General features: G+C 70.6%; 19 protein-coding genes and 1 tRNA gene. 2 read left to right on the plus strand and 18 right to left on the minus strand.

The features are described from left to right. Positions 1-170: 170 nt before the first annotated feature. The 4 genes from AC6F7H_RS18380 to AC6F7H_RS18395 form a co-directional block, all read right to left on the minus strand. Positions 171-1,610 (minus strand): GH1 family beta-glucosidase, encoded by a 1,440-nt coding sequence (locus tag AC6F7H_RS18380; protein ID WP_500758035.1) that lies wholly within the window; start codon positions 1,608-1,610, stop codon positions 171-173. Positions 1,611-1,797: 187 nt separating this feature from the next. After that, positions 1,798-2,709: a carbohydrate ABC transporter permease gene (locus AC6F7H_RS18385; protein WP_500758036.1), complete on the minus strand. Its 912-nt coding sequence runs from the start codon at positions 2,707-2,709 to the stop codon at positions 1,798-1,800. A gap of 12 nt (positions 2,710-2,721) precedes the next feature. Continuing rightward, the gene (locus AC6F7H_RS18390) at positions 2,722-3,735 is read right to left on the minus strand and encodes a carbohydrate ABC transporter permease (RefSeq protein WP_500761913.1); all 1,014 of its coding nucleotides are present in this window, start codon (positions 3,733-3,735) and stop codon (positions 2,722-2,724) included. Between the two features lie 5 nt (positions 3,736-3,740). Next, on the minus strand, positions 3,741-5,099 hold the full coding sequence (locus AC6F7H_RS18395; RefSeq protein ID WP_500758037.1) for an ABC transporter substrate-binding protein: 1,359 nt from the start codon (positions 5,097-5,099) through the stop codon (positions 3,741-3,743). Positions 5,100-5,438: 339 nt separating this feature from the next. On the opposite strand from AC6F7H_RS18395, the gene AC6F7H_RS18400 reads away from it, so the two are divergent. After that, the gene (locus tag AC6F7H_RS18400; RefSeq protein ID WP_109380835.1) at positions 5,439-6,494 is read left to right on the plus strand and encodes a LacI family DNA-binding transcriptional regulator; all 1,056 of its coding nucleotides are present in this window, start codon (positions 5,439-5,441) and stop codon (positions 6,492-6,494) included. 122 nt (positions 6,495-6,616) lie between these two features. On the opposite strand, the gene AC6F7H_RS18405 is transcribed toward AC6F7H_RS18400, so the two are convergent. The 3 genes from AC6F7H_RS18405 to AC6F7H_RS18415 all read right to left on the minus strand — a co-directional run bounded on the left by AC6F7H_RS18405 (position 6,617) and on the right by AC6F7H_RS18415 (position 8,885). Then, positions 6,617-6,689, minus strand: a tRNA-His gene (locus AC6F7H_RS18405). Between the two features lie 120 nt (positions 6,690-6,809). Then, positions 6,810-7,412, minus strand: coding sequence for an oligoribonuclease (gene orn, locus AC6F7H_RS18410; RefSeq protein WP_361449368.1), 603 nt, complete (start codon positions 7,410-7,412; stop codon positions 6,810-6,812). A 189-nt stretch (positions 7,413-7,601) separates the two neighbouring features. Further along, a complete protein-coding gene (locus tag AC6F7H_RS18415) occupies positions 7,602-8,885 on the minus strand; it encodes a helix-turn-helix domain-containing protein (RefSeq protein WP_500758038.1) in 1,284 nt (427 codons plus the stop codon). Positions 8,886-9,846: 961 nt separating this feature from the next. On the opposite strand from AC6F7H_RS18415, the gene AC6F7H_RS18420 reads away from it, so the two are divergent. Next, positions 9,847-10,389, plus strand: a complete 543-nt coding sequence (locus AC6F7H_RS18420; RefSeq protein WP_109380838.1) for a universal stress protein — start codon at positions 9,847-9,849, stop codon at positions 10,387-10,389. A 22-nt stretch (positions 10,390-10,411) separates the two neighbouring features. On the opposite strand, the gene glmS is transcribed toward AC6F7H_RS18420, so the two are convergent. The 11 genes from glmS to AC6F7H_RS18475 form a co-directional block, all read right to left on the minus strand. Then, entirely contained in the window at positions 10,412-12,229 is a 1,818-nt protein-coding gene (gene glmS / locus AC6F7H_RS18425) for a glutamine--fructose-6-phosphate transaminase (isomerizing) (protein ID WP_500758039.1), read from the minus strand. Positions 12,230-12,241: 12 nt separating this feature from the next. Then, positions 12,242-12,499, minus strand: coding sequence for a hypothetical protein (locus AC6F7H_RS18430; protein WP_030217181.1), 258 nt, complete (start codon positions 12,497-12,499; stop codon positions 12,242-12,244). A gap of 111 nt (positions 12,500-12,610) precedes the next feature. Next, a complete protein-coding gene (locus tag AC6F7H_RS18435) occupies positions 12,611-13,534 on the minus strand; it encodes a DUF4429 domain-containing protein (RefSeq protein ID WP_500758040.1) in 924 nt (307 codons plus the stop codon). A 110-nt stretch (positions 13,535-13,644) separates the two neighbouring features. Continuing rightward, positions 13,645-15,417: an IucA/IucC family protein gene (locus AC6F7H_RS18440; RefSeq protein ID WP_500758041.1), complete on the minus strand. Its 1,773-nt coding sequence runs from the start codon at positions 15,415-15,417 to the stop codon at positions 13,645-13,647. Continuing rightward, positions 15,414-15,980: a GNAT family N-acetyltransferase gene (locus AC6F7H_RS18445; protein ID WP_500758042.1), complete on the minus strand. Its 567-nt coding sequence runs from the start codon at positions 15,978-15,980 to the stop codon at positions 15,414-15,416. The genes AC6F7H_RS18440 and AC6F7H_RS18445 overlap by 4 nt, the downstream gene beginning before the upstream one ends. After that, a complete protein-coding gene (locus tag AC6F7H_RS18450) occupies positions 15,977-17,269 on the minus strand; it encodes a lysine N(6)-hydroxylase/L-ornithine N(5)-oxygenase family protein (protein ID WP_500758043.1) in 1,293 nt (430 codons plus the stop codon). Before AC6F7H_RS18450 ends, AC6F7H_RS18445 begins: the two co-directional genes overlap by 4 nt. Continuing rightward, positions 17,253-18,695, minus strand: coding sequence for a lysine decarboxylase DesA (desA, locus tag AC6F7H_RS18455; RefSeq protein ID WP_500758044.1), 1,443 nt, complete (start codon positions 18,693-18,695; stop codon positions 17,253-17,255). Before desA ends, AC6F7H_RS18450 begins: the two co-directional genes overlap by 17 nt. Positions 18,696-19,055: 360 nt before the next feature. Beyond that, positions 19,056-20,105, minus strand: a complete 1,050-nt coding sequence (locus tag AC6F7H_RS18460) for an ABC transporter substrate-binding protein (RefSeq protein WP_500758045.1) — start codon at positions 20,103-20,105, stop codon at positions 19,056-19,058. Positions 20,106-20,234: 129 nt separating this feature from the next. Next, on the minus strand, positions 20,235-21,398 hold the full coding sequence (locus AC6F7H_RS18465; protein ID WP_500758046.1) for an acyl-CoA dehydrogenase family protein: 1,164 nt from the start codon (positions 21,396-21,398) through the stop codon (positions 20,235-20,237). 6 nt (positions 21,399-21,404) lie between these two features. Further along, positions 21,405-22,352, minus strand: coding sequence for a hydroxymethylglutaryl-CoA lyase (locus tag AC6F7H_RS18470; protein WP_500758047.1), 948 nt, complete (start codon positions 22,350-22,352; stop codon positions 21,405-21,407). Then, positions 22,349-24,403 carry an acetyl/propionyl/methylcrotonyl-CoA carboxylase subunit alpha gene (locus AC6F7H_RS18475; RefSeq protein ID WP_500761915.1) on the minus strand — a complete coding sequence of 685 codons (2,055 nt, stop codon included), beginning with the start codon at positions 24,401-24,403 and terminating at the stop codon, positions 22,349-22,351. Before AC6F7H_RS18475 ends, AC6F7H_RS18470 begins: the two co-directional genes overlap by 4 nt.

Raw genomic sequence — 24,403 nt, forward strand, 5'->3', positions numbered from 1 at the left:
GTTGCTGACACCAATGACGCTGAGGTCTCGCCGAGGTCGAAGACCGCCCGGCCGCCGACGGTGTTGTAGCCCTTGATCTCGCCGGAGGTCGCGCAACCCGGCAGCCGCGCAGGGCGCGACGCTCTCCTGAGACGCCGCGCCCCGTTCCCCCGCCCCCGTTCTCGGGAGGGTCAGACGGCCTCCGGCCCCGGCAGGGCACCCGACTTGGCCGCCCTGCTGTACCAGAGGGCGCTGGCCTTCGGGGTCCGCTCCTGGGAGGCGTAGTCGACGTAGACCGCGCCGAAGCGCTTCTCGTAGCCGTACGCCCACTCGAAGTTGTCCAGCAGGGACCACAGGTAGTAGCCGCGCACGTCCGCGCCGTCGGTGATGGCCCGGCGGACCGCGGAGAGATGGCCGTACAGGTAGGCGATCCGCTCCGGGTCGTGCACCGTGCCGTCGGCGTCGGGCTTGTCGTCGTAGGCGGCGCCGTTCTCGGTGACGTGGAGCGGCAGGCCGGGCGCCTCCCGGGTGTACCGCATGATCAGCTCGTGCAGCCCGGTCGGGTCGACGGACCAGCCCATCTCGGTGCGCTCCCCGGGCGCCTGGTGGAAGGCCACGTCGTCCGCGGCCGGCCACGGCGAGTGGTCGCTCGCTCCGTGCCCGTCGGCCCGCGATCCCTCCGCGTCCGGGTCCGCCGCCGACACCAGGGTGGGCGTGTAGTAGTTGAGGCCCAGCGCGTCCAGCGGCTGGTGGATCAGGTCCAGGTCGCCGTCCTGGATGCACGACCAGTCCGTCAGCGACGAGGTCGCCGTCAGCAGCGACTCGGGGTAGGCGCCCTTCAGGATCGGGCCGTGGAAGATGCCGTTGGCCAGGTCGTCGATCTTGCGCGCCGCTGCCAGGTCCGCCGGGTCGCCGGGGGAAAGGGGCCGGACCACCGCGGAGTTGAGGCTGATCGCGATCGAGTTGCGGGCCGGCATCACGGACCGCAGAGCCTTGGCGCCCAGTCCGTGGGCCAGGTTCAGGTGGTGGGCGGCCCGCAGCGAGGCCGCCGGGTCGGTACGGCCCGGCGCGTGCACGCCGGAGGCGTAGCCCAGGAACGCGCTGCACCAGGGCTCGTTGAGCGTGATCCACTGCTCCACCCGGTCGCCGAGCGCCTCACCGACGATCTGCGCGTACTCGGCGAAGCGGTACGCGGTGTCGCGCTCCGGCCAGCCGCCCGCGTCCTCCAGCTCCTGCGGCAGGTCCCAGTGGTAGAGGGTGACGGCCGGTTTGATGCCGTGGGCCAGCAGCTCGTCGACCAGCCGGCGGTAGAAGTCCAGGCCGCGCTGTACGGCCGGGCCGCGGCCGGTCGGCTGCACCCGGGGCCAGGAGATGGAGAAGCGGTAGGCACCCAGGCCCAGTTCCGCCATCAACGCCACGTCGTCGCGGTAGCGGTGGTAGTGGTCGACAGCGATGTCACCGGTGTCGCCGCCGGCGGTCTTGCCCGGCGTGTGGCTGAAGGTGTCCCAGATGGACGGCGTACGACCGTCCTCCCGCACCGCGCCCTCGATCTGGTAGGCGGAGGTCGCGGCGCCCCAGAGGAAGGCGGGGGGGAAGGCCGCCGGGGTCACCGGCGTGGTGGAGTCAGTCATGGAAGCGCTCCCATAGGCGGTCGTGGAGGGACCTGCGAGTCAGGATCAGAGGTGAGAAGGGGTGAGGAGGGAGAGAGGGAGGAGAAGGGGAAGAGGGGGGAAGGGCGAGAGGGGTCGGCGCGGGGACGAGCAGGGGCCGAGGCGTGGGTGACCCGGCCCCCTGGTGGGAGACATCGGCGGACGGGGGTCAGCCCTTGACCGCGCCCTGCATGATGCCGCCCACGATCTGCTTGCCGAAGACCGCGAAGACCAGCAGCAGCGGCAGTGTGCCCAGCAGGGCGCCCGCCATGATCAGGGACTGGTCCGGGGTGTACCCGCGGCCGAGGGCCGCCACGGCGACCTGCACGGTCGGGTTGCCGTTCTGGGTCAGCACCAGGAACGGCCACAGGAAGTCGTTCCAGGTCTGCACGAACATCAGCATGCCCAGCACGGCCATGGCGGGCCGCGCGGCCGGGAACACCACGTGCCACACCACGCGCCAGCTGCTCGCGCCGTCCACCCGCGCGGCCTCGATGATCTCGTCCGGCAGGGCCTGGAGCAGGTACTGCCGCATGAAGAACACGCCGAACGCACTCACCAGCGACGGGAAGATGACCGCCTGCAACTGGTCGGTCCAGTCCAGCTTGGCCACCATCATGTACAGCGGGATGATGCTGAGCTGCGGCGGCACCATCATCGTGCCGATCACGATCAGCATCATCGCGTTGCGGCCCTTGAAGCGCAGCTTGGCGAAGGCGAACCCGGCGATCGTCGACAGCACGACGACGGTTCCCGCCGACACGCCGGCCACGATCGTGGTGTTGAGGAAGGCCTCACCGAGGTTGGCGTCGGTCCAGGCGATCTCCAGGTTCTTGAACAGGTTCGAGCCGAACCAGAACGGCGGCGGGGTCTGCGCGAGGCGCTGGGTGTCCCGGGAGGCGGCGATCGCGGTCCACACCAGCGGGAACAGCGAGACGATCGTGAACACGATCAGGACCGCGTACGCGATCGGGCCGCCGTGCAGGGTGCCGCCGGCCCGCGCGGACTTCGGCAGACGGGAGCGCCGCTGCTCCTTGGCGGGCGTGGTCTCGGGGGGCGGGGGCGTCACAGTCGTCGTCACGGCCACAACTCCTTAGCTACTGGCGCGCAGCCGGCGCGAGATGACGTAGTTGACGATGCCTATGACGATCAGGATCAGGAACATCACCCAGGCGATCGCCGAGGCACGGCCCAGGTGCTGGTTGACCCAGCCCTGCTCGTACAGGTACAGGCCGAGCGTCTGGAACTGGTGCTCCGCGCCGCCGGACGCGCCCTTGTTGGCGTCGAACAGCAGCGGTTCGCCGAAGACCTGGCTCGCCCCGATGGTGGACACCACGACGGTGAACAGGATGGTCGGACGTAGCGACGGCAGCGTCACATGCAGGAACTGCTGCCAGCGGCTGGCGCCGTCCAGCGCCGCCGACTCGTACAGGTCCTGTGGGATCGCCTGCATCGCGGCCAGGTAGATCAGCGCGTTGTAACCGGTCCAGCGCCAGATGACGATGGTCGAGACGGCGAACTGCGAGGGCCATTTGTCGCCCTGCCAGTCGACCGGGTCGATCCCGACGAAGTCCAGCGCCCAGTTGATCATGCCGTAGTCACGCCCGAAGAGCAGCACGAACACCAGGGAGGCGGCGGCGATCGAGGTGGCGTACGGCGCGAGCATCGCGACCCGGTAGAAGGTCGAGGCGCGCAGCTTGTAGTTGAGGATGTGGGCGATGCCCATTGCCATCAGCAACTGCGGAACGGTCGAGATGATGCCGATGGTCAGCGTGTTCTGCGCCGCGTTCCAGAAGAACTCGTCGTCGAAGATCCGGGTGAAGTTGCGCAGCCCCACCCATTCCATGTCGGTCGGGGCGGTCAGCTCGACCTGGTGCAGCGAGGCCCAGCCGGTGTAGACCAGCGGGAACAGGCCGAAGGCGAGGAACAGCAGGAAGAACGGCGCGACGAAAGCGTACGGGCTCCAGCGCACGTCGCGCTGCCAGCGGCGGGACAGCTTGCGTCGGCGCCGCTCCTCCTTGCCGTCAGACGCGGTGCCCCCGGAGGGGCGGCCCGGGGCCGCGCCCCCCTCGGCGGGGAGCGCGGCGGTTTCGTTGCGGGTGGACATCCGGGTCACTTGTCCAGGTTGTTGTCGATGGTCTTGGTGGCCGTCTCCCAGGCCTCCTTGGCGGACTTGCCCTTCGTGACGAGGATGACGCCGTTGTCCGTCAGGCCCTGCTGGATGATCTGGTCCTTCGGACCGATCGGCTGGACGGGGATCTGCTTGGCGGCCTCGGAGAAGATCTCACCGATCGGGGAGTCCCCGGTCATGTCGTTCTTCGCGCCGGTCACTTCGGGGCTGTCGAAGGCGGACTGGGCGCTCGGGAAGCTGCCCTGCACCTTGAACAGCTTGGCCTGCTGCTCGGGCGCGGTCAGCCAGGCGACGAGCTTCTTGGCCTCGTCGACGTTCTTGGCACTCTTGGGCACGCTCAGGAAGGAGCCGCCCCAGTTGCCGGACTTGGGAGCCACGGCCACGTCCCACTTGCCGGCGGCGTCCGGCTGCGACTTGCCCTTGATGTAACCGAGCATCCACGGCGGGCAGGCCATCGCGGCGAACTTGTTGTTGGCGATCGTCTGGTCCCAGGCCGGCTGGAACTGCGTCTGGGCACCGACCACACCCTTCTCGGCGGCCTCGGCGGTCAGGTCGAAGGCGGCTTTGACGGCCGGGTTGGTCTTGTAGACGACCTCGCCGGAGGCGTCGTAGAACTTCTCCTCCTCACTGCTGAGGATCGCGTTGATCAGACCGCCGGGGGAGTCCATGAAGGTGGTGCCCTTGGGGGCCTTCTTCTGGTAGTCCTCACCGACTTCGACGAACTTCTTCCAGTCGCCGGCCCACAGCTTGCCGACCTCTTCGCGGTCGGTCGGCAGGCCCGCCTTCTCGAACAGGTCCTTGCGGTAGCAGATCGCCATCGGGCCGATGTCGGTGCCCAGGCCGATGGTCTGGCCGTCCTTGGTGGTGGCCTGCTCCCACTTCCACTCGAGCCAGTCGCTCTTGTTCACGCCCTCGGCCTTGGAGAGGTCCTCGAGCTTGCCGGCCTGGGTCTCCACGATCTCGGCGATGTTGCCGACCTCGACGGCCTGGACGTCCTGCAGACCGCTGTTGGTGGTGAGGTGGTTCAGCAGCGCCGGGTAGTAGTTCTCGTTGCGCTCGACGACGTTCTCGGCGATCTTGATGTCCGGGTTCAGCTTCTCGTACTCGGCGTAGAGACCGGCCTCCTTGAAGCCGAAGGTGCCGAACAGGCCCAGCGTGATCGTGGTCTTGCCCTTGCCGCCCGACGAGGAATCGGAGCCACCGTCTCCACCGTCGTCGGCACAGCCGGCCAGCAGCCCCGTGCCCAGCGACACCACGGCCGCGACGGCCAGTGCCTTGCGGGTGAAGGGCTTCCCCCCGCCCGTGCGCTGCCGAGAGAGGGGGAGGGTACGTGCTCGCATTGCGTCCTCCTGTTGCCCTGACGTGCCGACCCCCCGGCCAACGGCTTTGTTGGGCCCGTCTGTTGCGTGCTGCGGCTCGGGCGGGGAACGTGCGGGTTGTGTATGTGTCAGGTACTGTGGGAGCGCTCCCACAAGTGATGTGTTGAAGGGTTGCGGGTCAGGGCGGGGGTGTCAAGGGACCGGACGCGGAGAACTGCCTTCGGTTATCGGGCTGTTAGCCGGCCGCCCGGGTCTCACCGGGGATGTCCCGAGGTCCGGACGGCGGTCGCCACCGCCGGCGGGGCTGTTAGATTCCAGGCCAGCAGGCCGGTGTGACACAGGACGGAAGGCGGGGCGCAGATGGCAAGCCACGGAGCGCGGGGCCGCAGCGGCGGCCGGCCCACCCTCGAAGAGGTGGCGGCGCGCGCCGGTGTCGGCCGGGGCACGGTCTCCCGGGTGATCAACGGGTCACCCCGGGTGAGCGACGCCACCCGGGCCGCCGTGGAGGCCGCCGTCGCCGAGCTCGGTTACGTCCCGAACACGGCCGCCCGCGCGCTGGCCGCCAACCGCACCGACGCGATCGCGCTGGTCGTGCCCGAACCGGAGACCCGGTTCTTCGCCGAACCGTACTTCTCGGACATGCTGCGCGGGGTGGGGGCGGCGCTCTCCGACACCGAGATGCAGCTGCTGCTGATCTTCGCGGGCAGCGACCGGGAGCGGCAGCGGCTCGCCGACTATCTGGCCGCGCACCGTGTGGACGGTGTGCTGCTGGTCTCGGTGCACGCCGACGACCCGCTGCCCGACATGCTCGCCCGGCTGGAGATCCCGGCCGTGATCAGCGGCCCCCGGTCGGCCGCGGAGACCCTGACCTCGGTCGACTCGGACAACTACGACGGCGCCCGGCAGGCCGTCGAGCACCTCGTCGGCCGGGGCCGGCGCCGTATCGCCCACATCACCGGCCGCCTCGACGTGTACGGCGCCCAGCGGCGCGTCGACGGCTACCGCGACGCCCTGCGGGACGCGGGCCACGAGGTGGACGACCTGCTGATCGAGGCGGGCGACTTCTCCGAGGAGGGCGGCCGGCACGCGATGGCGGCCCTGCTGGAGCGCCGCCCCGACCTGGACGCGGTCTTCGCCGCCTCCGACGTGACCGCCGCCGGTGCCCGGCACGCGCTGCGCGAGGCAGGCCGCCGTATCCCCGACGACGTGGCCCTGGTCGGCTACGACGACTCCGCCATCGCCCGCCACATGGACCCGCCGCTGACCAGCGTGCGCCAGCCCATAGAGGAGATGGGCCACCGGATGATCGACCTCCTCCTCGCCGAGATCGCCGACCGCCGCCCGCCCGCCTCGCGCGGGCTGGAACGACGTCAGGTGGTCCTGGCCACGGAACTGGTGGAGCGCGCCTCGTCCTGACGCGGGTCGGCGGGGCCCGGGGTAGGCGGGCCCCGGGCCGGCCGGGAGGCCGCCTGTTCCCAAGCCTTGTGAAACAGATCAAGGACCGACCCGTTCTCACGGGTCGGCCCTTGATCTTTCAGGGTGAGTGACGGGACTTGAACCCGCGACATCCTGGACCACAACCAGGTGCTCTACCAGCTGAGCTACACCCACCACGGCTGGTACCGGTGAAGATCGGTGTCTTCCCCGACCAGCCGAGAAAAAGTGTACCTGGTCCGAAGGGGTGCTCGCGCCAGGGTTCCGCGGGGCCCTTCGGACGACCGCCTCACACGCCTACTGAGCAGGCAGGACGTGCTTGGCGGCAATCTTCTTCGCGGTGTCGGAGTCGGGGCCGGGCTGCGGTACGAAGACGGCCTCGCGGTAGTAGCGCAGCTCCGCGATGGATTCGCGGATGTCGGCCAGCGCGCGGTGGTTGCCGTTCTTCTCGGGGCTGTTGTAGTACGCCCTCGGGTACCAGCGGCGCGCCAGCTCCTTGACGCTGGAGACGTCCACGATGCGGTAGTGCAGGTAGTCCTCCAGCGTCGGCATGTCCCGCAGCAGGAATCCGCGGTCCGTGCCGACGGAGTTGCCGCACAGGGGCGCCTTGCCGGGCTCCTTGACGTGCTCCTTCACATACGCGAGGACGCGCCGCTCGGCGTCCTCGAGCGTCGTGCCGTCCGCCAGCTCGGCGAGCAGCCCGGACGCGGTGTGCATCTCACGCACCACCTCCGGCATCGTCTCCAGGGCCCCTTCCGGCGGGCGGATGACGATGTCCACACCGTCGCCGAGCACGTTCAGCTCGGAGTCGGTGACGAGGGCGGCCACCTCGATGAGCGCGTCGTCGGACAGCGAGAGGCCGGTCATCTCGCAGTCGATCCACACCATGCGATCGTTCATATGTCTCACCTTACGGCGAGCGGGAGCGCAGGTGACCCGTCGGGGACCGGGTGAGTGATGCGGGCGGAAAGCGGGCGGAGGGCGGGGGGAAAGCGGGCAGAGAGGCGGGCCGGGCCGGAAACTTCCGTTTCCGGCCCGGCCCGTCGGCTGATTCCCGTCTTCCCGTCGCGCTCCTGTCTCAGGTCCGCCTCACGGCGCGCTGCGCTGCCCCGGCACGCTCGCCCGCGTGGGGGCGTACGCCTCGCGGCCGAGGTCCGCCGAGGCCGTCAGGGACGGCCCGCCCAGGGTGCTCGCGGCCGCCGCACGCCGGGACTGGTGCGGGACGGGGTTGTCCGGGTGCGGTGCGGCGGACGCCGGGCCGGCCTGACCCGGATGCCCGTGCTGGTGCGCCGGGCCGGACGGGACGGCTCCCGGGGTGTTCGGGATGCCGTCGGCGCCCTGGTTCCGCTCGGCCTGGGGGCGCCGCGCGCGGTACGCGGCCCGGTAGGCGGCCGGGGACGAACCCAGCTGGCGCCGGAAGTGGCCCCGCAGCGCGACCGGTGAGCGGAAGCCGCAGCGGCCCGCGACCTCGTCCACCGAGTAGTCCGACGTCTCCAGCAGGCGCTGGGCCTGCAGCACCCGCTGCGTGATCAGCCACTGCAGCGGCGCGCTGCCGGTCAGCGAGCGGAAGCGGCGGTCGAACGTACGACGGCTCATGTACGCGCGTGCCGCCAGCGTCTCCACGTCGAACTGTTCGTGGAGGTGCTCCAGCGCCCAGGCGACGACCTCGGCGAGCGGGTCGGCGCCGATCTCCTCGGGTAAAGACCTGTCGAGATAGCGCTCCTGACCACCCGTCCGGCGCGGTGGGACGACGAGGCGCCGGGCGAGTGCCCCCGCCGCCTCGTTGCCGTGATCCGTGCGCACGATGTGCAGGCACAGATCGATTCCGGCCGCCGTACCCGCCGACGTCAGCACGTCGCCGTCGTCCACGAAGAGTTCGCGCGGATCGACGTGCACCGACGGATAGCGTTTCGCCAGCGTCGGCGCGTACATCCAGTGGGTGGTCGCCGGACGGCCGTCCAGCAGGCCGGCCGCCGCGAGCACGAAGGCGCCGGTGCACAGCCCGACGATGCGGGCGCCCTCCTCGTGGGCGCGGCGCAGCGCTTCGAGCGCGTCGTCCGGCGGCGGCGAGGTGATCGAACGCCAGGCGGGCACGACGACGGTGCCCGCGCGGGCGATCGCCTCCAGGCCGTGCGGCGCGGTGAGTTCGAGGCCCCCCGTGGTCCGCAGCGGGCCCCCCTCTCCGGCGCTCACCAGCAGTCGGTAGCGCGGTACGCCGGCGTCCTGGCGGTCAATCCCGAACACCGACAGCGGTATGGAACTCTCGAAGATGGGGCCGCCGCTGAACAGCAGCACGGCGACGATCTCCTTGCGGCGTCGCCCGGTGAGTTTCCGGGCCGCGATCTCCGGCGCGGCAGTGGAGTCGTGGCTCATACTGCTAAGCCCCCCTCGGTGGTCGCGGCGCCCTGATCCTTTCGGGTCTGTCGCTCCAACACGTTTCCCCTCGGTCCTGCACGAGTCCCCCGCCGTAAGACAGTCAAGATCGAATCTACTGTGCCCCGCCGTGCCCGGGTGGCCAGTTCGGCCCCGGCGCATTGTCGACTTGGCAACTTGGCGTGAAGCATTCGATCACGAAGGGTCGCACTCATGGGCCGTGCAGGGAAGTGCGCCTTGTCGCGGTGGCCAATCCCCGTAGGGTGCGCGGGGGCTGCCGACCCCTTTTTATGCAGGTCGAACGGGGGTTGGGGGGTGGCCACGGCAGGAGATGCACAGGTTGCGGAAGTTGGCTGAAAAGATACGCCCGCGGGCGCGGAAACCGGTCACGTGACCGGTGTATCCCCGCCGTCCCGCGCCGCCCGCTCGGAACCGCACCGGAACCGCGCCGGAGCAGGGCGACCGGCGTCGGCGGAGAGCCGGACGCCGCCGGGCGGACCACGTCGGTGACCGGGCTCCGGGAGGCTCCCGGCGGAAGGCTTCCCGGGGGAGTCCGGCGCGTGGCCCGCTCCGGCGGCGGGGCGGGGGGCCGGACGTGAGGTGCTCCCTGTGGCGTGACTCACTGGGGCCGAAGCGTGGGAGGGGCGCCGGTCACCGCGGTTCCGGGACGAAACCCCGGATCCCCCGGATCCCCCGGGCCCTTGGAACCAAGGCGCACGGCGACACTCTCGCGGCTCGGTCCACCCCGTGCAAACCGCCTGTACAGCGCAGCGACCATTGCGTGACGGGCGCTCCCTCGGGCATGCTCCGGAAAACCCGTCGGCCGGCTCGGTCGGGGGTCTGGGCCGATAATGCGTACCGCCGTACCCTTGGGGGTATGGGGTTGGGAAGATGATTCCCGGACACAGCTCCGACGCACCCTGTCGTCACCCATCACAAGGATCACAACGCCGAGACAGCCATGGCCGGTCACGAATTCTTCGAACCCGCGGACCGTAAGCGACCCCTCGCCGACCCCACGGCGGCCGAGCCGCTCGGGGCCGACCCCCTGGGCGCGGAAAAGTCGCGCCATCCGTGCGATCCCGCGTTCCGGCACGGTGTGGTCGTCGGCTTCGACGGCTCCACCTCCAGTGAGCGGGCCCTCGCCTACGCGATCGGCATGGCCCGGCGCTTCGGCTCCGCGCTGATCATCGTCCATGTCGCCAACCGGCTGCCCACCACGGTGTGGGCGGGCTGCGAGCCGCCGGTCTTCGTCGATGTCCCGGACCACCGCACCGAGGTCCTCGGCCTCGAGCTGGCCTGCGCGGACCACCTCACCGAGGTGCCCTGGATCCTGGTCGAGCGCGGCGGCGACATCTGCCACGAACTCGAGGAGGTCGGCCGGGAGTACGAGGCCGACGCGATCGTCGTCGGCTCCACCCACGGTCTGGTGGGCCGGCTCTTCGGCTCCGTCGCCGGCCGGCTGGCCAAGCGGGCCCAGCGCCCCGTGGTGGTCATCCCCTGAGGCGCCGGCCCACCGGGCAGGCCTACTCGACCGTGACCGACTTGGCGAGGTTCCGCGGCTTGTCGATGTCCCGGCCCAGGGCCAACGCCGTGTGATAGGCGAGGAGTTGGAGCGGGATGCCCATGAGGATGGGGTCCAGTTCGTCCTCGTTCTTCGGGACGACGATCGTGTGGTCGGCCTTCTCCTGCTCCTGGTGGGCGACCGCCATGATCGGTCCGCTGCGGGCCTTGATCTCCTCCAGGGCCGCGCGGTTCTTCTCCAGCAGGTCGTCGTCGGGGACGATCGCCACCGTGGGCAGCGCGGGCTCGATCAGGGCCAGCGGGCCGTGCTTGAGCTCGGACGCCGGGTAGGCCTCCGCGTGGATGTAGGAGACCTCCTTGAGCTTCAGGGACGCCTCACGGGCCACCGGGTAGCCCCGGACCCGGCCGATGAAGAGCATCGAGCGGGCCTCCGCGTACTGCAGGGCCAGCTTCCTGATCTCCTCCTCCTGCTCCAGGATCTCGGTGATCTGCCCCGGCAGCCGGCGCAGCCCCTCGATGATCCGCTTGCCGTCGCTCACCGACAGGTCCCGGGTGCGGCCCAGGTGCAGGGCGAGGAGGGCGAAGGCGACCGTGGTGTTGGTGAAGCACTTCGTGGACACCACGCAGACCTCGGGACCGGCGTGCACGTACATGCCGCCGTCCGCCTCGCGGGCGATCGCGGAACCGACGACGTTCACCACGCCCAGCACCCGCGCGCCCTTGCGCTTCAGCTCCTGCACCGCCGCCAGCACGTCGTACGTCTCACCGGACTGGGACACCGCGACGTACAGCGCGTCGGGGTCGACGACCGCGTTGCGGTAGCGGAACTCGGAGGCCGGCTCGGCGTCGGCCGGGATACGGGCCAGCTCCTCGATCATCTGGGCGCCGATCAGCCCCGCGTGGTACGAGGTGCCGCAGCCGAGGATCTTCACCCGGCGGATCCGGCGCGCCTCACGGGCGTCCAGGTTCAGGCCGCCGAGGCGCACCGTGGAGAAACGGTCGTCGATACGGCCCCGCAGCACCCGGTCCACGGCCTCGGCCTGCTCGTGGATCTCCTTGTGCATGTAGGTGTCGTGGCCACCCATGTCGTACGAGGCGGCCTCCCACTCCACGGTGGTCGGCTCGGCCGTCGTACGGGTGCCCTCGGTGGTGTAGGTGCGGAAGTCGTCGGCCTTGAGGGTGGCCATCTCGCCGTCGTCGAGGGTGACGATCTGCCGGGTGTGGGTGACCAGGGCGGCTATGTCCGAGGCGACGAACATCTCCTTCTCGCCGATGCCGAGCACCACGGGCGAACCGTTGCGGGCCACCACGATGCGGTCCGGGAAGTCGGCGTGCAGCACGGCGATGCCGTAGGTGCCCTCGATGACCCGCAGCGTCTCGCGGACCTTGTCCTCCAGCCTCTCGGCCTGCGAGCGGGCGATCAGGTGGGTGAGGACCTCGGTGTCCGTCTCCGAGAGGAACTCGACGCCGTCCGCCTCCAGCTTGCGGCGCAGGTCGGCGGCGTTGTCGATGATGCCGTTGTGGACGACGGCGACCCGGCCCTCGGCGTCCAGGTGCGGGTGGGCGTTCACGTCGGACGGGGCGCCGTGGGTGGCCCAGCGGGTGTGGGCGATGCCGGTGGTGCCCTTGAAACGGGCCGGGACCTTCGCCTCCAGCTCGCGCACCCGGCCCTTGGCCTTGACCGTCCTCAGTCCGGCGGCCTTCGGCGACGTGATGGCGATGCCCGCCGAGTCGTAGCCCCGGTACTCCAGGCGCTGCAGGCCTTCGAGCAGCAGAGGGGCGACATCACGCCTGCCGATGTATCCGACGATTCCGCACATATGGGTGTGTTCCTAGCCGTAGACGATGCGCCGCAGCTGCCGGAGCGAGAGCTCCGGCGGGGCCACCGCGCGATATCTGAGATCCGCCTCGATCCGTTCGAAGATCGTCGCGTTCACCAGGCCCTGGGCCTGGAGCTCGCGGTGGCGGCGACGGACGTACTCCTCGGTCGTCTCGTCGAAGTAGGCGAGCACGTCCTGGACCACGCGCAGCGCCTCGCCCCGGCTGAGGGGCGTGGACCGCGTCAGATGATCGACCAGTTCGTCGTGCACCCGATGATCCTGAGGTAACGGGGAGGCTCGTGCAAGAATCCTGCCCGAAATCGGGCAGGAAAGCGCGCGGAGTGTCGGCGTTCGTGGCCGGCAGTCGTAGGCAGTGGACGTTTACATCCGCTTCAGGACGGCCTGTTTGGCCAGGGTGAACTCCTCGTCCGTCAGTACGCCGGAGCGGTGCAGTTCGCCCAGCTCGCGCAGTCGGCGCAGCAGCGCGTCGTGCTCGTCCTCGGCGGCGGCGGAGGTGCCGGGGGCGGTCTCCGGCTCTGCCGGGCGTTCGTGCCCGGCGCGGTCCCGGGCGGTGTCGTGCGCGGGGTCCCGTACGGCGTCCCTGGTGGCAGGGTGGGGCAGGCGGGCCTGGACGGCGGCGGCGACGAGCGCCATCAGGGGGTCCTTCTTGAAGCCCCACAGCTCCACCGCGTTGGGGTCGTACTTGGCCGGGGCCTTGGTGGGCGCGTGGCGCACGGTGAAACGGAGGTGGCCGTTCTCCAGCCCGGTCGCCGGCACCCACTCCACGGCGGCTATGTCGGTCAGCGCGAGGGTGCGGGCGCCGGCGGCGGACTTGGCGTCCTCCGTCTTCCAGTTCCACTCCAGACGGATCCGCTCCCCGTCGAAGCTCACCGAGCCGTCCCCGGCGGAGACGGACAGCGGCACGGACGGGCCGGGCAGCAGGTACTCCGGGACCGGGTCGGAGGGCACCTGGTCCAGCAGCAGGGCGCCTCGGACCTCGTCGGTGAAGTACTCGGCGACGCCGTACCGGTCGGACTCCACGGCCAGCTGGTACGGGTCGTGCGACTCGGTGAGCCGGCCGCCGGTCGCCTGCAGCAGCGGGTCGGCGCCCTCGCGCAGCCGCAGCCTGAGCCGCCCCGTCTTTCTGCCCTGCTCGAACGAGACCCCCGCCAGCGCGCCGAGCGGGACCAGCAGTTCGCCCAGCGTCCGGCGGAGCAGCCCGACGTTCTTGTCCCGTCCGGGAGTCAGCCGCAGGGTGTTCCCGTCGAAGGCCCAGGTTCCGTCCTTCTGGATGATTTCCGCCATACGGGGGATTGTTTCACCGGATCGGGGGAGAGCGGTCTGCCCCTACCAGGTTCCCTGCCGCCGCCCACGGCGGCCGGGGCCACCACGGGCGGCGGCCCCGGCCGGACGGGTCAGAGCCCCGCGATCGGGTTCTTCAGGGTGCCGACCAGTTGGAGCGCGCCGGACGGGTCCGCGAGGTCGACCATCTGCCGGTTGTCGCGCAGCTGGAGCCGGTTGAGGCAGGACAGCGCGAACTCGGGGGCGAACATGTCGTACCGGGCGAACTTGTCGGCGAGTTCGGGCACCGACGCCTGGTACTCGCGGGTGATCTCCGCGACCGTCCGCCAGAAGTCGTCCTCGGTCAGGACGCCCGCGGAGGCGAGGTCGGAGGCGAGGAAGCGGAAGAAGCAGTCGAAGACGTCCGTGAAGACCGACAGCAGCTTCTGGTCCTCCGGCACCTCCACGCGGATGCGGGAGACCTCCGGCGGCAGCACCGCGGCCGGGTCCAGCACCGCGATCTCCTCGGCGATGTCCTTGTAGACCGCGCGCCGCACCACCCCGTCCTCCAGCACCAGGACCACGTTCTCGCCGTGCGGCATGAACACCAGGTCGTAGGCGTAGAAACTGTGCAGCAGCGGAGTGTAGTAGGCGCGCAGGTAGTGCCGCAGCCAGTTTGCCGGGGCGAGCCGGGACCGCTCGATCAGCGCGCCCGCGAAGGACGTCCCCTCGTGGTCCACGTGGAGCAGGGAGGCCATGGTGGCGAGGGACTCGCCGTCTCGCAGCGAGGGCACCGGGCTCTCCCGCCACAGCGCGGCCAGCATCTTGCGGTACGGCGAGTGGCGGTCGGTGGCCTGCTCGTACTCCAGGTGCCGGTAGCCGACCGCCGCCCGCTCCCGGATGATCGTCAGCCCCGTGGAGCGCAGGACCGGGTCACCCTCGATCAGCCGCGCCAGCCAGTCGTTGATCGCCGGGGTGGCCTCCATGTAGGCGGCCGAAAGACCGCGCATGAAGCCCATGTTGAGGACGGACAGGGCCGTCTTCACGTAGTGCTTCGAGGGGGTCGACCGATTGAAGAAGGTCCGGACGGACTGCTGGGCCAGGTACTCGTCGTCGCCCTCGCCGAGGTACACCAGGTGGCGGCGGGCGACCTCGGCGGCGAAGGTGACGGTGAGTTTGTTCCACCACTGCCAGGGGTGGACGGGGATGAGGAGGTAGTCGGCCGGGTCGAGGCCCTGGCCGGTGAGCGTCCGGTGGAAGCGCTCGACGGTGTCCTCGCCCAGCTCCTGCCGCAGGAACGACTCGTACTCGATGCCGACGCCGGCCGTGAACGCCGCCCGTGAGCGGTGCGCCGCCAGCCACACCAGCCGGACCGGGTTCGCCGTCTCCGGCGCGTAGGCGCGGTACTCCCGGATGCCGAAGCCGAGCCGCCCGTTGTTGGCGACGAAGCAGGGGTGGCCCTCGGTCATGCCGGTCTCGACGGCCTGGAAGCCGGCGCCGACCAGCTCGGCCGAGCTGACCGGTGGCTTGGCGAGTTTGTAGCAGGTGCCGGAGAGGGTGGAGGAGATCTCCTCCAGGTACACCGGCAGGACCTCGTCGCTCAGCCCGAGCGACTTGTGCAGCTCGATGAAGAAGTCCAGTGCGGTGAGGGGGAGTTCGGACCCGTCGCGGTGCCGGCTGATGGATTCGGCGGCCACCTGCCAGTGGTCCAGGGCGCGGCGGACGGCGGTGAAGCGGTACTCGGTCAGGCCGTCGTCGCTGCGTACGACGTAGCCGTCCCCGCCCGTCTCCTCGGGGTGGATCAGCCGCTCGTGCGCGAACTCGGCGAGCGCCTTGCGGATCAGCAGGCGGTTGGCCGTCTCCCAGCGTTCGGGGGTGAGGTGGTCCACGGCGTCGGCGAGGTTCATATGCCCACCCCCGTGGCCGCGGCGAACTGTTCGCGGGTGCAGAAGCTCAGCAATGCCCTCTTCTCCGGCTTGTCGATCTCGCGTACGGGGACGAAGCCCACGGCCTCGTTCAGGGCGTGCACCGCCTTGTTGGACACGTCGGGTTCGACGACGACCCGTGCGGTCCGGGGGTCGTCGAAGAGGTGCGCCAGCACGGCGGTGATGACGGACCGGGTGAAACCGTGCACCGGGGTGTCGGTGGGCGCGACCAGGAAGTGCATGCCGACGTCCCCGGGCTCCGGCTCGTACAGGCCGGCCAGCTCGCGGTGGGCGGGGTCGTAGGTCTCCATCAGGAAGGCGGGGCGGCCCTCGTGCAGGCCCAGGTGGGCGTGGTGGTGTTCGTCGGCCGCGATCCTCATGTACTCGCGCTCGACGTCCTGGAGCTTCGCGCCCTGCATCATCCAGAAGGCCGCCTTGGGGTGGGTGACCCAGGAGTGCAGCAGTTCGGCGTCCCGGAGCGGGTCGAGCGGCTGGACGGTGAAGGTGCCGAGTGCACACCGGTAGCCGGTGTCGGTGATGCTCATACGGCGAACTCCTGGAAGGCGATGGACTTCTCCACGGGGTAGTACTCGGAGCCGAGCAGTTCGCGGATGATGCAGCTGTTGCGGTACGGGCCCATGCCCAGGTCGGGGCTGGTGACGCTGTGCGTGTGGACGCCGGCGTTCTGCAGGAACACGCTCCGGCCGGTCACGTCGACGGCGTAGTTGCGGGCCACGTCGAACCGGCCGTGGCCGTCGAAGCGGAGCCGGTCGCGGACGGGGTCGAGGAAGGCCGGCGGTTCGTAGTGGTAGCCGGTGGCCAGCACCAGGCCCTCGGTGTGCAGCTCGAAGTCCTTGCCCTGCTCGTCCTGGTGGAAGCCGAGAACGTACCCGTCGTTCTCGTGACGGGCGTTGACGAGTGAGGAGTTGGTGAGCAGCCGGGTGGGGACCGCGCGGTCGCCGCTCTCGATGTTCTTCTGGTACAGCAGGTCGAAGACGGCGTCGACGAGGTCGGAGTTGATGCCCTTGTACAGGCCCTTCTGCTGCTTCTCCAGCCGGTAGCGGGTCTCCTCGGGCAGCGCGCGGAAGTAGTCGATGTAGTCCGGGGAGGTCATCTCCAGGGTCAGCTTGGTGTACTCCAGCGGGAAGAACCGCGGGGAGCGGGTGACCCAGTTGAGCGAGTAACCGTGGACGTCGATCTCGGACAGCAGCTCGTGGTAGATCTCGGCGGCGCTCTGCCCGCTGCCGACGATCGTGATCGACTTCTTCTGCCGCAGCTCCGCCTTGCGGTGCATGTACGCGGAGGTGTGCAGCAGATCGCCGTCCAGGCCGCGGCACGGCTCGGGCACGAACGGCACGGTGCCGGTGCCGAGCACCAGCCGCCGGGCGCGGTAGGTGTCGCCCGCCCCGGTCCGTACGGCGTACAGCTCGGCGCTCTCGTCGTACGTCACCTCGGTGACGGTCGCGTCGAAGCGGATGCTGCTCAGCCGGCCGGCGGCCCAGCGGCAGTAGTCGTCGTACTCGACGCGCAGCGGGTAGAAGTTCTCCCGGATGTAGAACGAGTACAGACGGCCCTTCTCCTTCAGGTAGTTGAGGAAGGAGTAGGGGGAGGTCGGGTCGGCGAGGGTGACCAGGTCAGACATGAACGGCGTCTGGAGGTGGGCGCCGTCGAGGAACATCCCGGCGTGCCACTCGAAGTCCGGCTTGGACTCCAGGAAGACGCCGTTCAGGTCGCCGATGGGCTCGGTGAGGCAGGCGAGGCCGAGGTTGAAGGGGCCCAGTCCGATTCCCACGAAGTCGTAGGCGGTGTCAGGGGCTTCAGCAAGCGCGGTCAAGGGACTCTCCCAGGTACTGCTCGGCGTGGCCGGCGATCAGATCGAGGACGGCGGTGATGTCGGCGGTCGTGGTCTCGGGGTTCAGCAGGGTGAACTTCAGGTAGTGGCGGCCCGCCACCTTGGTGCCCGCGACGACCGCGTCACCGGAGGCGAACAGGGCTTTGCGGGCGTGGAGGTTTGCCCGGTCGATCTCGGCGGGGTCGGTGGCGGCAGCCGGGGCGTAGCGGAAGACGAGCGTGGACAGCGACGGTTCGACGACCACGTCGAAGCGCGGGTCGGCGGCGAGCAGCTTCCAGCCCTCGTGGGCCAGGTCGCAGACCTCGTCGAAGAGCCCGCCGATGCCGTCGGCGCCCATCACGCGCAGCGTCATCCACAGTTTCAGCGCGTCGAAACGGCGGGTGGTCTGCAGGGACTTGTCGACCTGGTTCGGGATGCGCTCGGTCACCATGCGGCGCGGGTTGAGGTACTCCGCGTGGTAGGTGGCGTGCCGCAGCGTGGCCGCGTCGCGGACCAGTACGGCCGATGAACTCACCGGCTGGAAGAAGGACTTGTGGTAGTCGACGGTGACCGAGTCGGCACGTTCGATGCCGTCGATCCGGTCCCGGTGCTTCAGCGAGGCGAGCAGTCCGCAGCCGTAGGCGGCGTCCACGTGCATCCAGACGCCGTACTGGGCGCACAGTTCGGCGATCTCGGGCAGCGGGTCGATGGAGCCGAAGTCGGTGCTTCCGGCGGTGGCGACGACGGCCATGGGGACGAGGCCGTCCTCGGTGCAGCGCGCCAGCTCGCGGGCGAGGGCGACGGTCTGCAGCCGCTTGTCGTGGTCGACGGGGACCGGCACCACCGCGTCCGGGCCGAGGCCGAGCAGCTTCGCGGACTTCTGCACGCTGAAGTGGCTGACCTCGGAGGCGAGGACGCGCAGTTTCGCGAGGTCGCCGGTCTTGGCCTCCTCACGGGCCAGCAGCAGCGCCTGGAGGTTGGACTGGGTGCCGCCGGAGGTGAACACCCCGTCGGCGGACGGCCCGAGGCCGATGCGGGCGGCCGTCCAGTCGATCAGTTTCCGCTCGATGAGGGTGCCGCCGGCCGACTGGTCCCAGGTGTCCAGGGAGGAGTTGACGGCACAGAGCACCGCCTCGCCGAGCACGGCCGGGATGACGACCGGGCAGTTGAGGTGGGCGAGGTAGCGGGGGTGGTGGAAGTAGACCGCGTCCCGGAGGTAGACGTCCTCCAGTTCGTCCAGCGCCGCGGTGGTGTCGTGCAGCGGCCGGTCGAGGTCGATCCGCTCGATGGCGGGGGCGAGGGTGTCGACCGTGACGCCGGTGAACGGGCGTTCGGTGGTGGCGAGTTTGGCTGCCACCCGCTCGACTCCTTCGGTCACGGAGCGGCGGTAGTGCTCCGCGGTGGTGTCGTTGAGCAGGTGCGAGCGCATGTGGGGGCCTCCGGTGGGGATGGTCCGGTGCGGGGAGGGAGCGGGGCGCGCGCCGCGGTGCGGCCCACTTTTACTTAGGTGAGCCTAGCCTAAGTAGGTCGACTCTGTTCTCGCTCCGGCCGTGACCGTGATCACTCCGCCACGAGGTGTGCGGGGCGCTCAACTGGTGCCGTGGCCAAGGCTGTTCGCGCAACTGTTCCTTTGCCGGACTTCGGCGCTCCCGCCCCCGTCCGGGCCCGATCGGCGCCGGAAACGGACCGAGCCGCCTCGTTCCGTCGACCTGGAGGGAGGGGAGGCGGAACGGGGCGGCTGCGGCGGTGGCCATGTGTGGCTCCCGGGGGAGGATTCCGGCAGGGGCGGTCAGCTGACCTTCTTCGCCTTCTCGATGGCCTCGGCGAGGTTGTCGAGCAGCGGGGCGCACTTGTCGTAGGACAGGATCGGCTCGGCGGAACGCGCGATGACCTGACCGGCCTTGACCGCGGGGAGTTTCTTCCAGGTCGCCTCGGTGATGTCGGCGGGCTGGATGGCCGAGCTGCGGTCGTCCATGATGATGACGTCGGCCTTGTGCTTGTCGACGTTCTCCCAGCTGAGGCTCTCGAACCAGCCGCCGGTCGGCTTCTTGGCCTCCTCGGTCGGCTCGACGAAGTTCACGCCGAGCGCCTTGAAGTACTCGAGGTCGGCGGAGAGGTCGGTGCCGGAGACGTAGAACAGCGTCGGGCTCGCCGAGCCGGCCAGCACCTTGATGTCGGGGTGGGCCTTCGCGGCCTTGCGCAGCCGCTCGGACGCCGCCTCGAAGCGCTTCTTCGCGTCGACGACCGCGGCGGCCTTCATGTCACCGCCCAGCGACTCGGCCAGCTCCCACATGCGCTCGAGCGGCGCGGTCAACTGGCGGTCGTAGACGGATATGGCGACGCTCGGCGCGAGCTTGGCGATCTTGTCCTTGGAGGTCTCGGGGACGTACCAGAGGGTGCCCGCTTCGTCGAAGGTGGTGGAGACGAGGACCTCGGGGGCGAGGGTCGCGTACTTCTCGACGTTGAACTGGTCCCAGACGTTGCCGAGGACGGTCACCTTGCTGACGTCCATGTCGCCGGCCTGGACGTCGGCCTTGCCGTCCTTGGCCCTCGTCGGACCGAAGACGCCCTTGACCTGGACGCCGTAGTCGTACAGGGCCGCGGCGACACCGGTGAACGCGACGATGTTCGCGGGGACCTTGTCCAGCTTCACGGTGGTGCCGCGGTCGTCCTTGAAGGACCAGGGGCCGGACTTGGGCTCGGCGGCCCCCCGCGCGTCCGAGCCGCCGCTTTTCGCGTCCCCGTCGCCGCAGGCCGCGAGCGCGGCACCGAGTCCGAGAGCGCCACCGGCGGCGAGCAGGCCGCGACGGGAGAGACGGGCGGTTCTGGCGTTCGACATGGCTGGGTCTGCTTTCGTGCGTGCGGAGCAGTTGGTGCGGGCGGGCCCGCGGGCCCCTGGCTGGAGCCAGGCTTAGGTTAGCCTAACCTCAGGGTTTGTCCAGGGGTGCGGGCCGCCCGCCGCCCGCCGTCAGCCCGCCGCCAGCCCCAACTCCCGGGCGATCAGCATGCGCTGGACCTCGCTCGTGCCCTCGCCGATCTCCAGGATCTTGGAGTCGCGCCACATGCGGGCCACCGGGTACTCGTTCATGAAGCCGTAGCCGCCGTGGATCTGCGTCGCGTCGCGGGCGTTGTCCACCGCGACCGTGGAGGAGTACAGCTTGGCCACCGCCGCCTCCTTCTTGAAGGGCTCACCGGCCACCAGACGACTCGCCGCGTCCCGCCACGCCAGGCGGGCCGTGTGGGCCTTCATCTCCATGTCGGCGATCTTGAACTGGATGGCCTGGTTGGCGCCGATCGGACGGCCGAACGCGTGCCGCTCCCTGGCGTACTTCACCGACTCGTCCACACAGCCCTGCGCCAGCCCCGTGCCCAGCGCCGCGATGGCGATCCGGCCCTCGTCGAGGATGCGCAGGAACTGGGCGTAGCCCCGGCCCTCTTCGCCCAGCAGGTTCGCCGCCGGGACGCGGACGTCGGCGAAGGACAGCTCCCGCGTGTCCGACGCGTTCCAGCCGACCTTCGAGTACGGGGCCGCCACCGTGAAGCCCGGTGTGCCCGACGGGACGATGATCGCCGAGATCAGCGGCCCGCCGTCCGGCTTGCGGCCGGTGACCGCGGTGACCGTGACCAGGCCCGTGACGTCCGTGCCCGAGTTGGTGATGAAGCACTTGGTGCCGTTGATCACCCACTCGTCCGTCGCCTCGTCCAGGCGGGCCGTCGTGCGGGTCGCGCCCGCGTCGCTGCCGCCGTCCGGCTCCGTCAGACCGAACGCGCCCAGGATCTCGCCCGAGCACAGCCGGGGCAGCCACTCGCGCTTCTGCTCCTCGGTGCCGAAGAGGTGGATCGGCATCGCGCCCAGCGAGACACCGGCCTCGAGCGTGATCGCCACCGACGAGTCCACCCGGGCCAGTTCCTCCAGGGCCAGGCCCAGCGCCAGATAGTCGCCGCCCATCCCGCCGTACTCCTCCGGGAAAGGCAGGCCGAACAGGCCCATGCGGCCCATCTCCCGGACGATCTCGTACGGGAACTCGTGCCGCTCGTAGAAGTCACCGATCTTCGGTGCGACGACGTCGTGCGCGAACTCCTCGACCGTGCGGCGGAGTTCTTCCAGTTCGGGGGAGAGCTTGTGGTCCATGGTCGTTCACTGCTCCTGGTGGGAGAGGGCTCGGACGGTGCGGGACGGGCTCTGTCGGCCCAGGTGGGCGGCCATCCAGACGCTTGTGGCGACGAGACGGCCGAGATCGACCCCGGTCTCGATGCCGAGACCCCGCAGCATCCATACGAGGTCTTCGGTGGCGAGGTTGCCGGTGGCGGACTTCGCGTACGGGCAGCCGCCCAGCCCGCCGGCGGAGGCGTCGACCGTGGTGACGCCCTGCTGGAGCGCGGCCAGCGTGTTGGACAGGGCCTGGCCGTAGGTGTCGTGGAAGTGGACGCCCAGGGCGGACACGGGTACGGCCGCTCCGGTGAGCGCGGTGAGCAGGGCCGTCACATGGCCCGGTGTCGCCACCCCGATGGTGTCGCCCAGGCTCAGTTCGTCGCAGCCCATGTCGAGCAGGGCCCGGCAGACCCGCACCACCTGGGGAACGGGTACGGCGCCCTCCCAGGGGTCGCCGAAGCACATCGACAGATAGCCGCGGACGTGGACGCCCTCTGCCTTGGCCCGGCTCACCACCGGCTCGAACATCGTCAGCGCCTCGTCCACCGTGCGGTTGAGGTTGGCCTTGGCGAAGGACTCCGTGGCACTGGCGAACACCGCCACCCGGCGGGCGCCCAGCGCCAGCGCGCGGTCCAGGCCCCGCTCGTTCGGCACCAGGACCGGCAGCGACACCGGCAGATCGGCGACCGCCGGGAACAGTTCCTCGGCGTCCGCCAACTGGGGCACCCACCTGGGGTGGACGAAGCTCGTCGCCTCGATCGTGGTCAGGCCCGTGCCGGCCAGGCGGCGGATGAACTCAGCCTTGACCACCGCCGGGACGGTCGCCTTCTCGTTCTGCAGTCCGTCGCGCGCGCCGACCTCGTGGATCCGCACGCGGGCGGGCAGTCCCTCGGCCGGTACGGTCATGGGCAGGACCGGTTCCGGGGCGTTCATGCCGTCTCCTCCTCCGCGGGTGCCTCGGTGGGTGTCTCCGCGGGTGTCTCCACGGGCGCGATGACCGCCAGCACCTGGTCCATCGCGACCGTCGTGCCCGGGGCCACGTCCAGCTCGGTGACCGTGCCGGCGTGCGGGGCGGCGACGACGTGCTCCATCTTCATCGCCTCCACCACCAGCAGGCTCTGGCCCGCGCTCACCTCGTCGCCGACGGCGACCTTCACCACTGTCACCGTGCCGGGCATCGGCGCGGTCAGCGAGTCGGCGCCGGAACGTGCCGCGCGGTTCAGTGACGCGGCCACCGGGTCGTGGTCGCGCACGTGCCAGGCGTCGCCGTCCCGGCCGAGCCAGGTGCCGTCCGGCAGGGCGGCGAAGGTGTGGGCGACGCCGTCGAGCAGGAACGTGAACCGGTGCTCGCCCCCCGGTCGCGGGGGCACGCCCCCGGACCCCCGCAGAGGCGTGTCCGTCCCCGGCAGCAGCAGTTCCGTGCCTCCGTCCGGGGTGCTGCGCACGCGCACGGTCACCGGGTCGTGGCCCGGCACGCGCAGGTGATGCGCCGTCCACGCCCGCTCACCGCCCATGCGCCAGCCGTCGGCGGCGGCGAACGGATCGGCCCAGCCGGAGCCGTCGGCGGGCGCGAGGGAGGCCTGGCGCAGCAGCGCCGCCGCCGCGTACGCCTCCGCGGGGACCTCGTCCGGTACGAGACCGTCCACCTCGCGCTCGACCAGTCCCGTGTCCAACTCGCCCGACACCACCGCCGGGTGCGCGAGCAGCCGCCGCAGGAACCCGGCGTTCGTCTGCACGCCCAGCGTCACCGTCTGAGCCAGCGCAGCCCGGAGCCTGCGCAGCGCGGTCGCGCGGTCGGGGCCGTACGCGATCACCTTGGACAGCATCGGGTCGTAGAGGCTGCCGACCTCCGTGCCCTCGGTGAGGCCGGAGTCCGTGCGGACGCCCCCGCCCTGCGGTTCGCGCAGTCTCAGGACCGTGCCGCCGGAGGGCAGGAAGCCCCGCGCGGGGTCTTCGGCGCAGATGCGGGCCTCCACCGCGTGGCCGGTGAGCCGGACGTCGTCCTGCCCGAACGCCAGCGGCTCGCCCGCCGCCACCCGCAGCTGCCACTCCACCAGGTCGAGCCCAGTGATCAGCTCGGTGACCGGGTGCTCCACCTGGAGGCGGGTGTTCATCTCCATGAAGCAGTACGAGGAGGGGTCGTCGCCCGGGACGATGAACTCCACCGTGCCCGCACCCCGGTAGCCGCAGGAGCGGGCCGCCTGCACGGCCGCCTCGCCCATCGCGGCCCGGGTCGCCTCGTCGAGGAGCACACTGGGCGCCTCCTCGATGATCTTCTGGTGGCGGCGCTGGAGGGAGCACTCGCGCTCGCCGAGGTGGACGACGCCCCCGTGACCGTCGGCCAGGACCTGGATCTCGATGTGCCGGGGGCGGTCGATCCACCGCTCGACCAGCAGCGTGTCGTCGCCGAAGGAGGCGCGGGCCTCGCGCCGCGCGGCGGCGATCTCGTCGGCCAGCGTCGAAGCGTCCCGCACCAGGCGCATGCCCTTGCCGCCGCCGCCCGCCGACGGCTTCAGCAGCACCGGCATGCCGATCCCGCGGGCCGCGTCGGCGAGCTGCTCGTCGGTGAGGCCGCTGCCGCTCGAGCCGGGCACGACCGGCACGCCCGCCGCCCTCACCGTCTCCTTCGCGCGGATCTTGTCGCCCATCAGGGAGATCGCGTCGGCGCCCGGCCCGATGAAGACCAGCCCCGCCTCGGCGCAGGCGCGCGCGAAACCGGCGTTCTCGGCGAGGAACCCGTATCCGGGGTGGACGGCCTGCGCGCCGGTGCGGGCGGCGGCCGCCAGCAGCCGCTCCACCGACAGATAGCTCTCCGCGGCCGGCGCCGGACCGATCCGTACCGCCGTGTCGGCCTCCCGGACGTGCCGGGCGTCGGCGTCCGCGTCGGAGTACACGGCCACCGAGCGCACGCCCATCGACCGCAGGGTGCGGATGACCCGGACGGCGATCTCGCCCCGGTTGGCCACCAGTACCGTCTCGAACAT

This window comes from Streptomyces sp. MMS24-W38, from assembly GCF_059889265.1.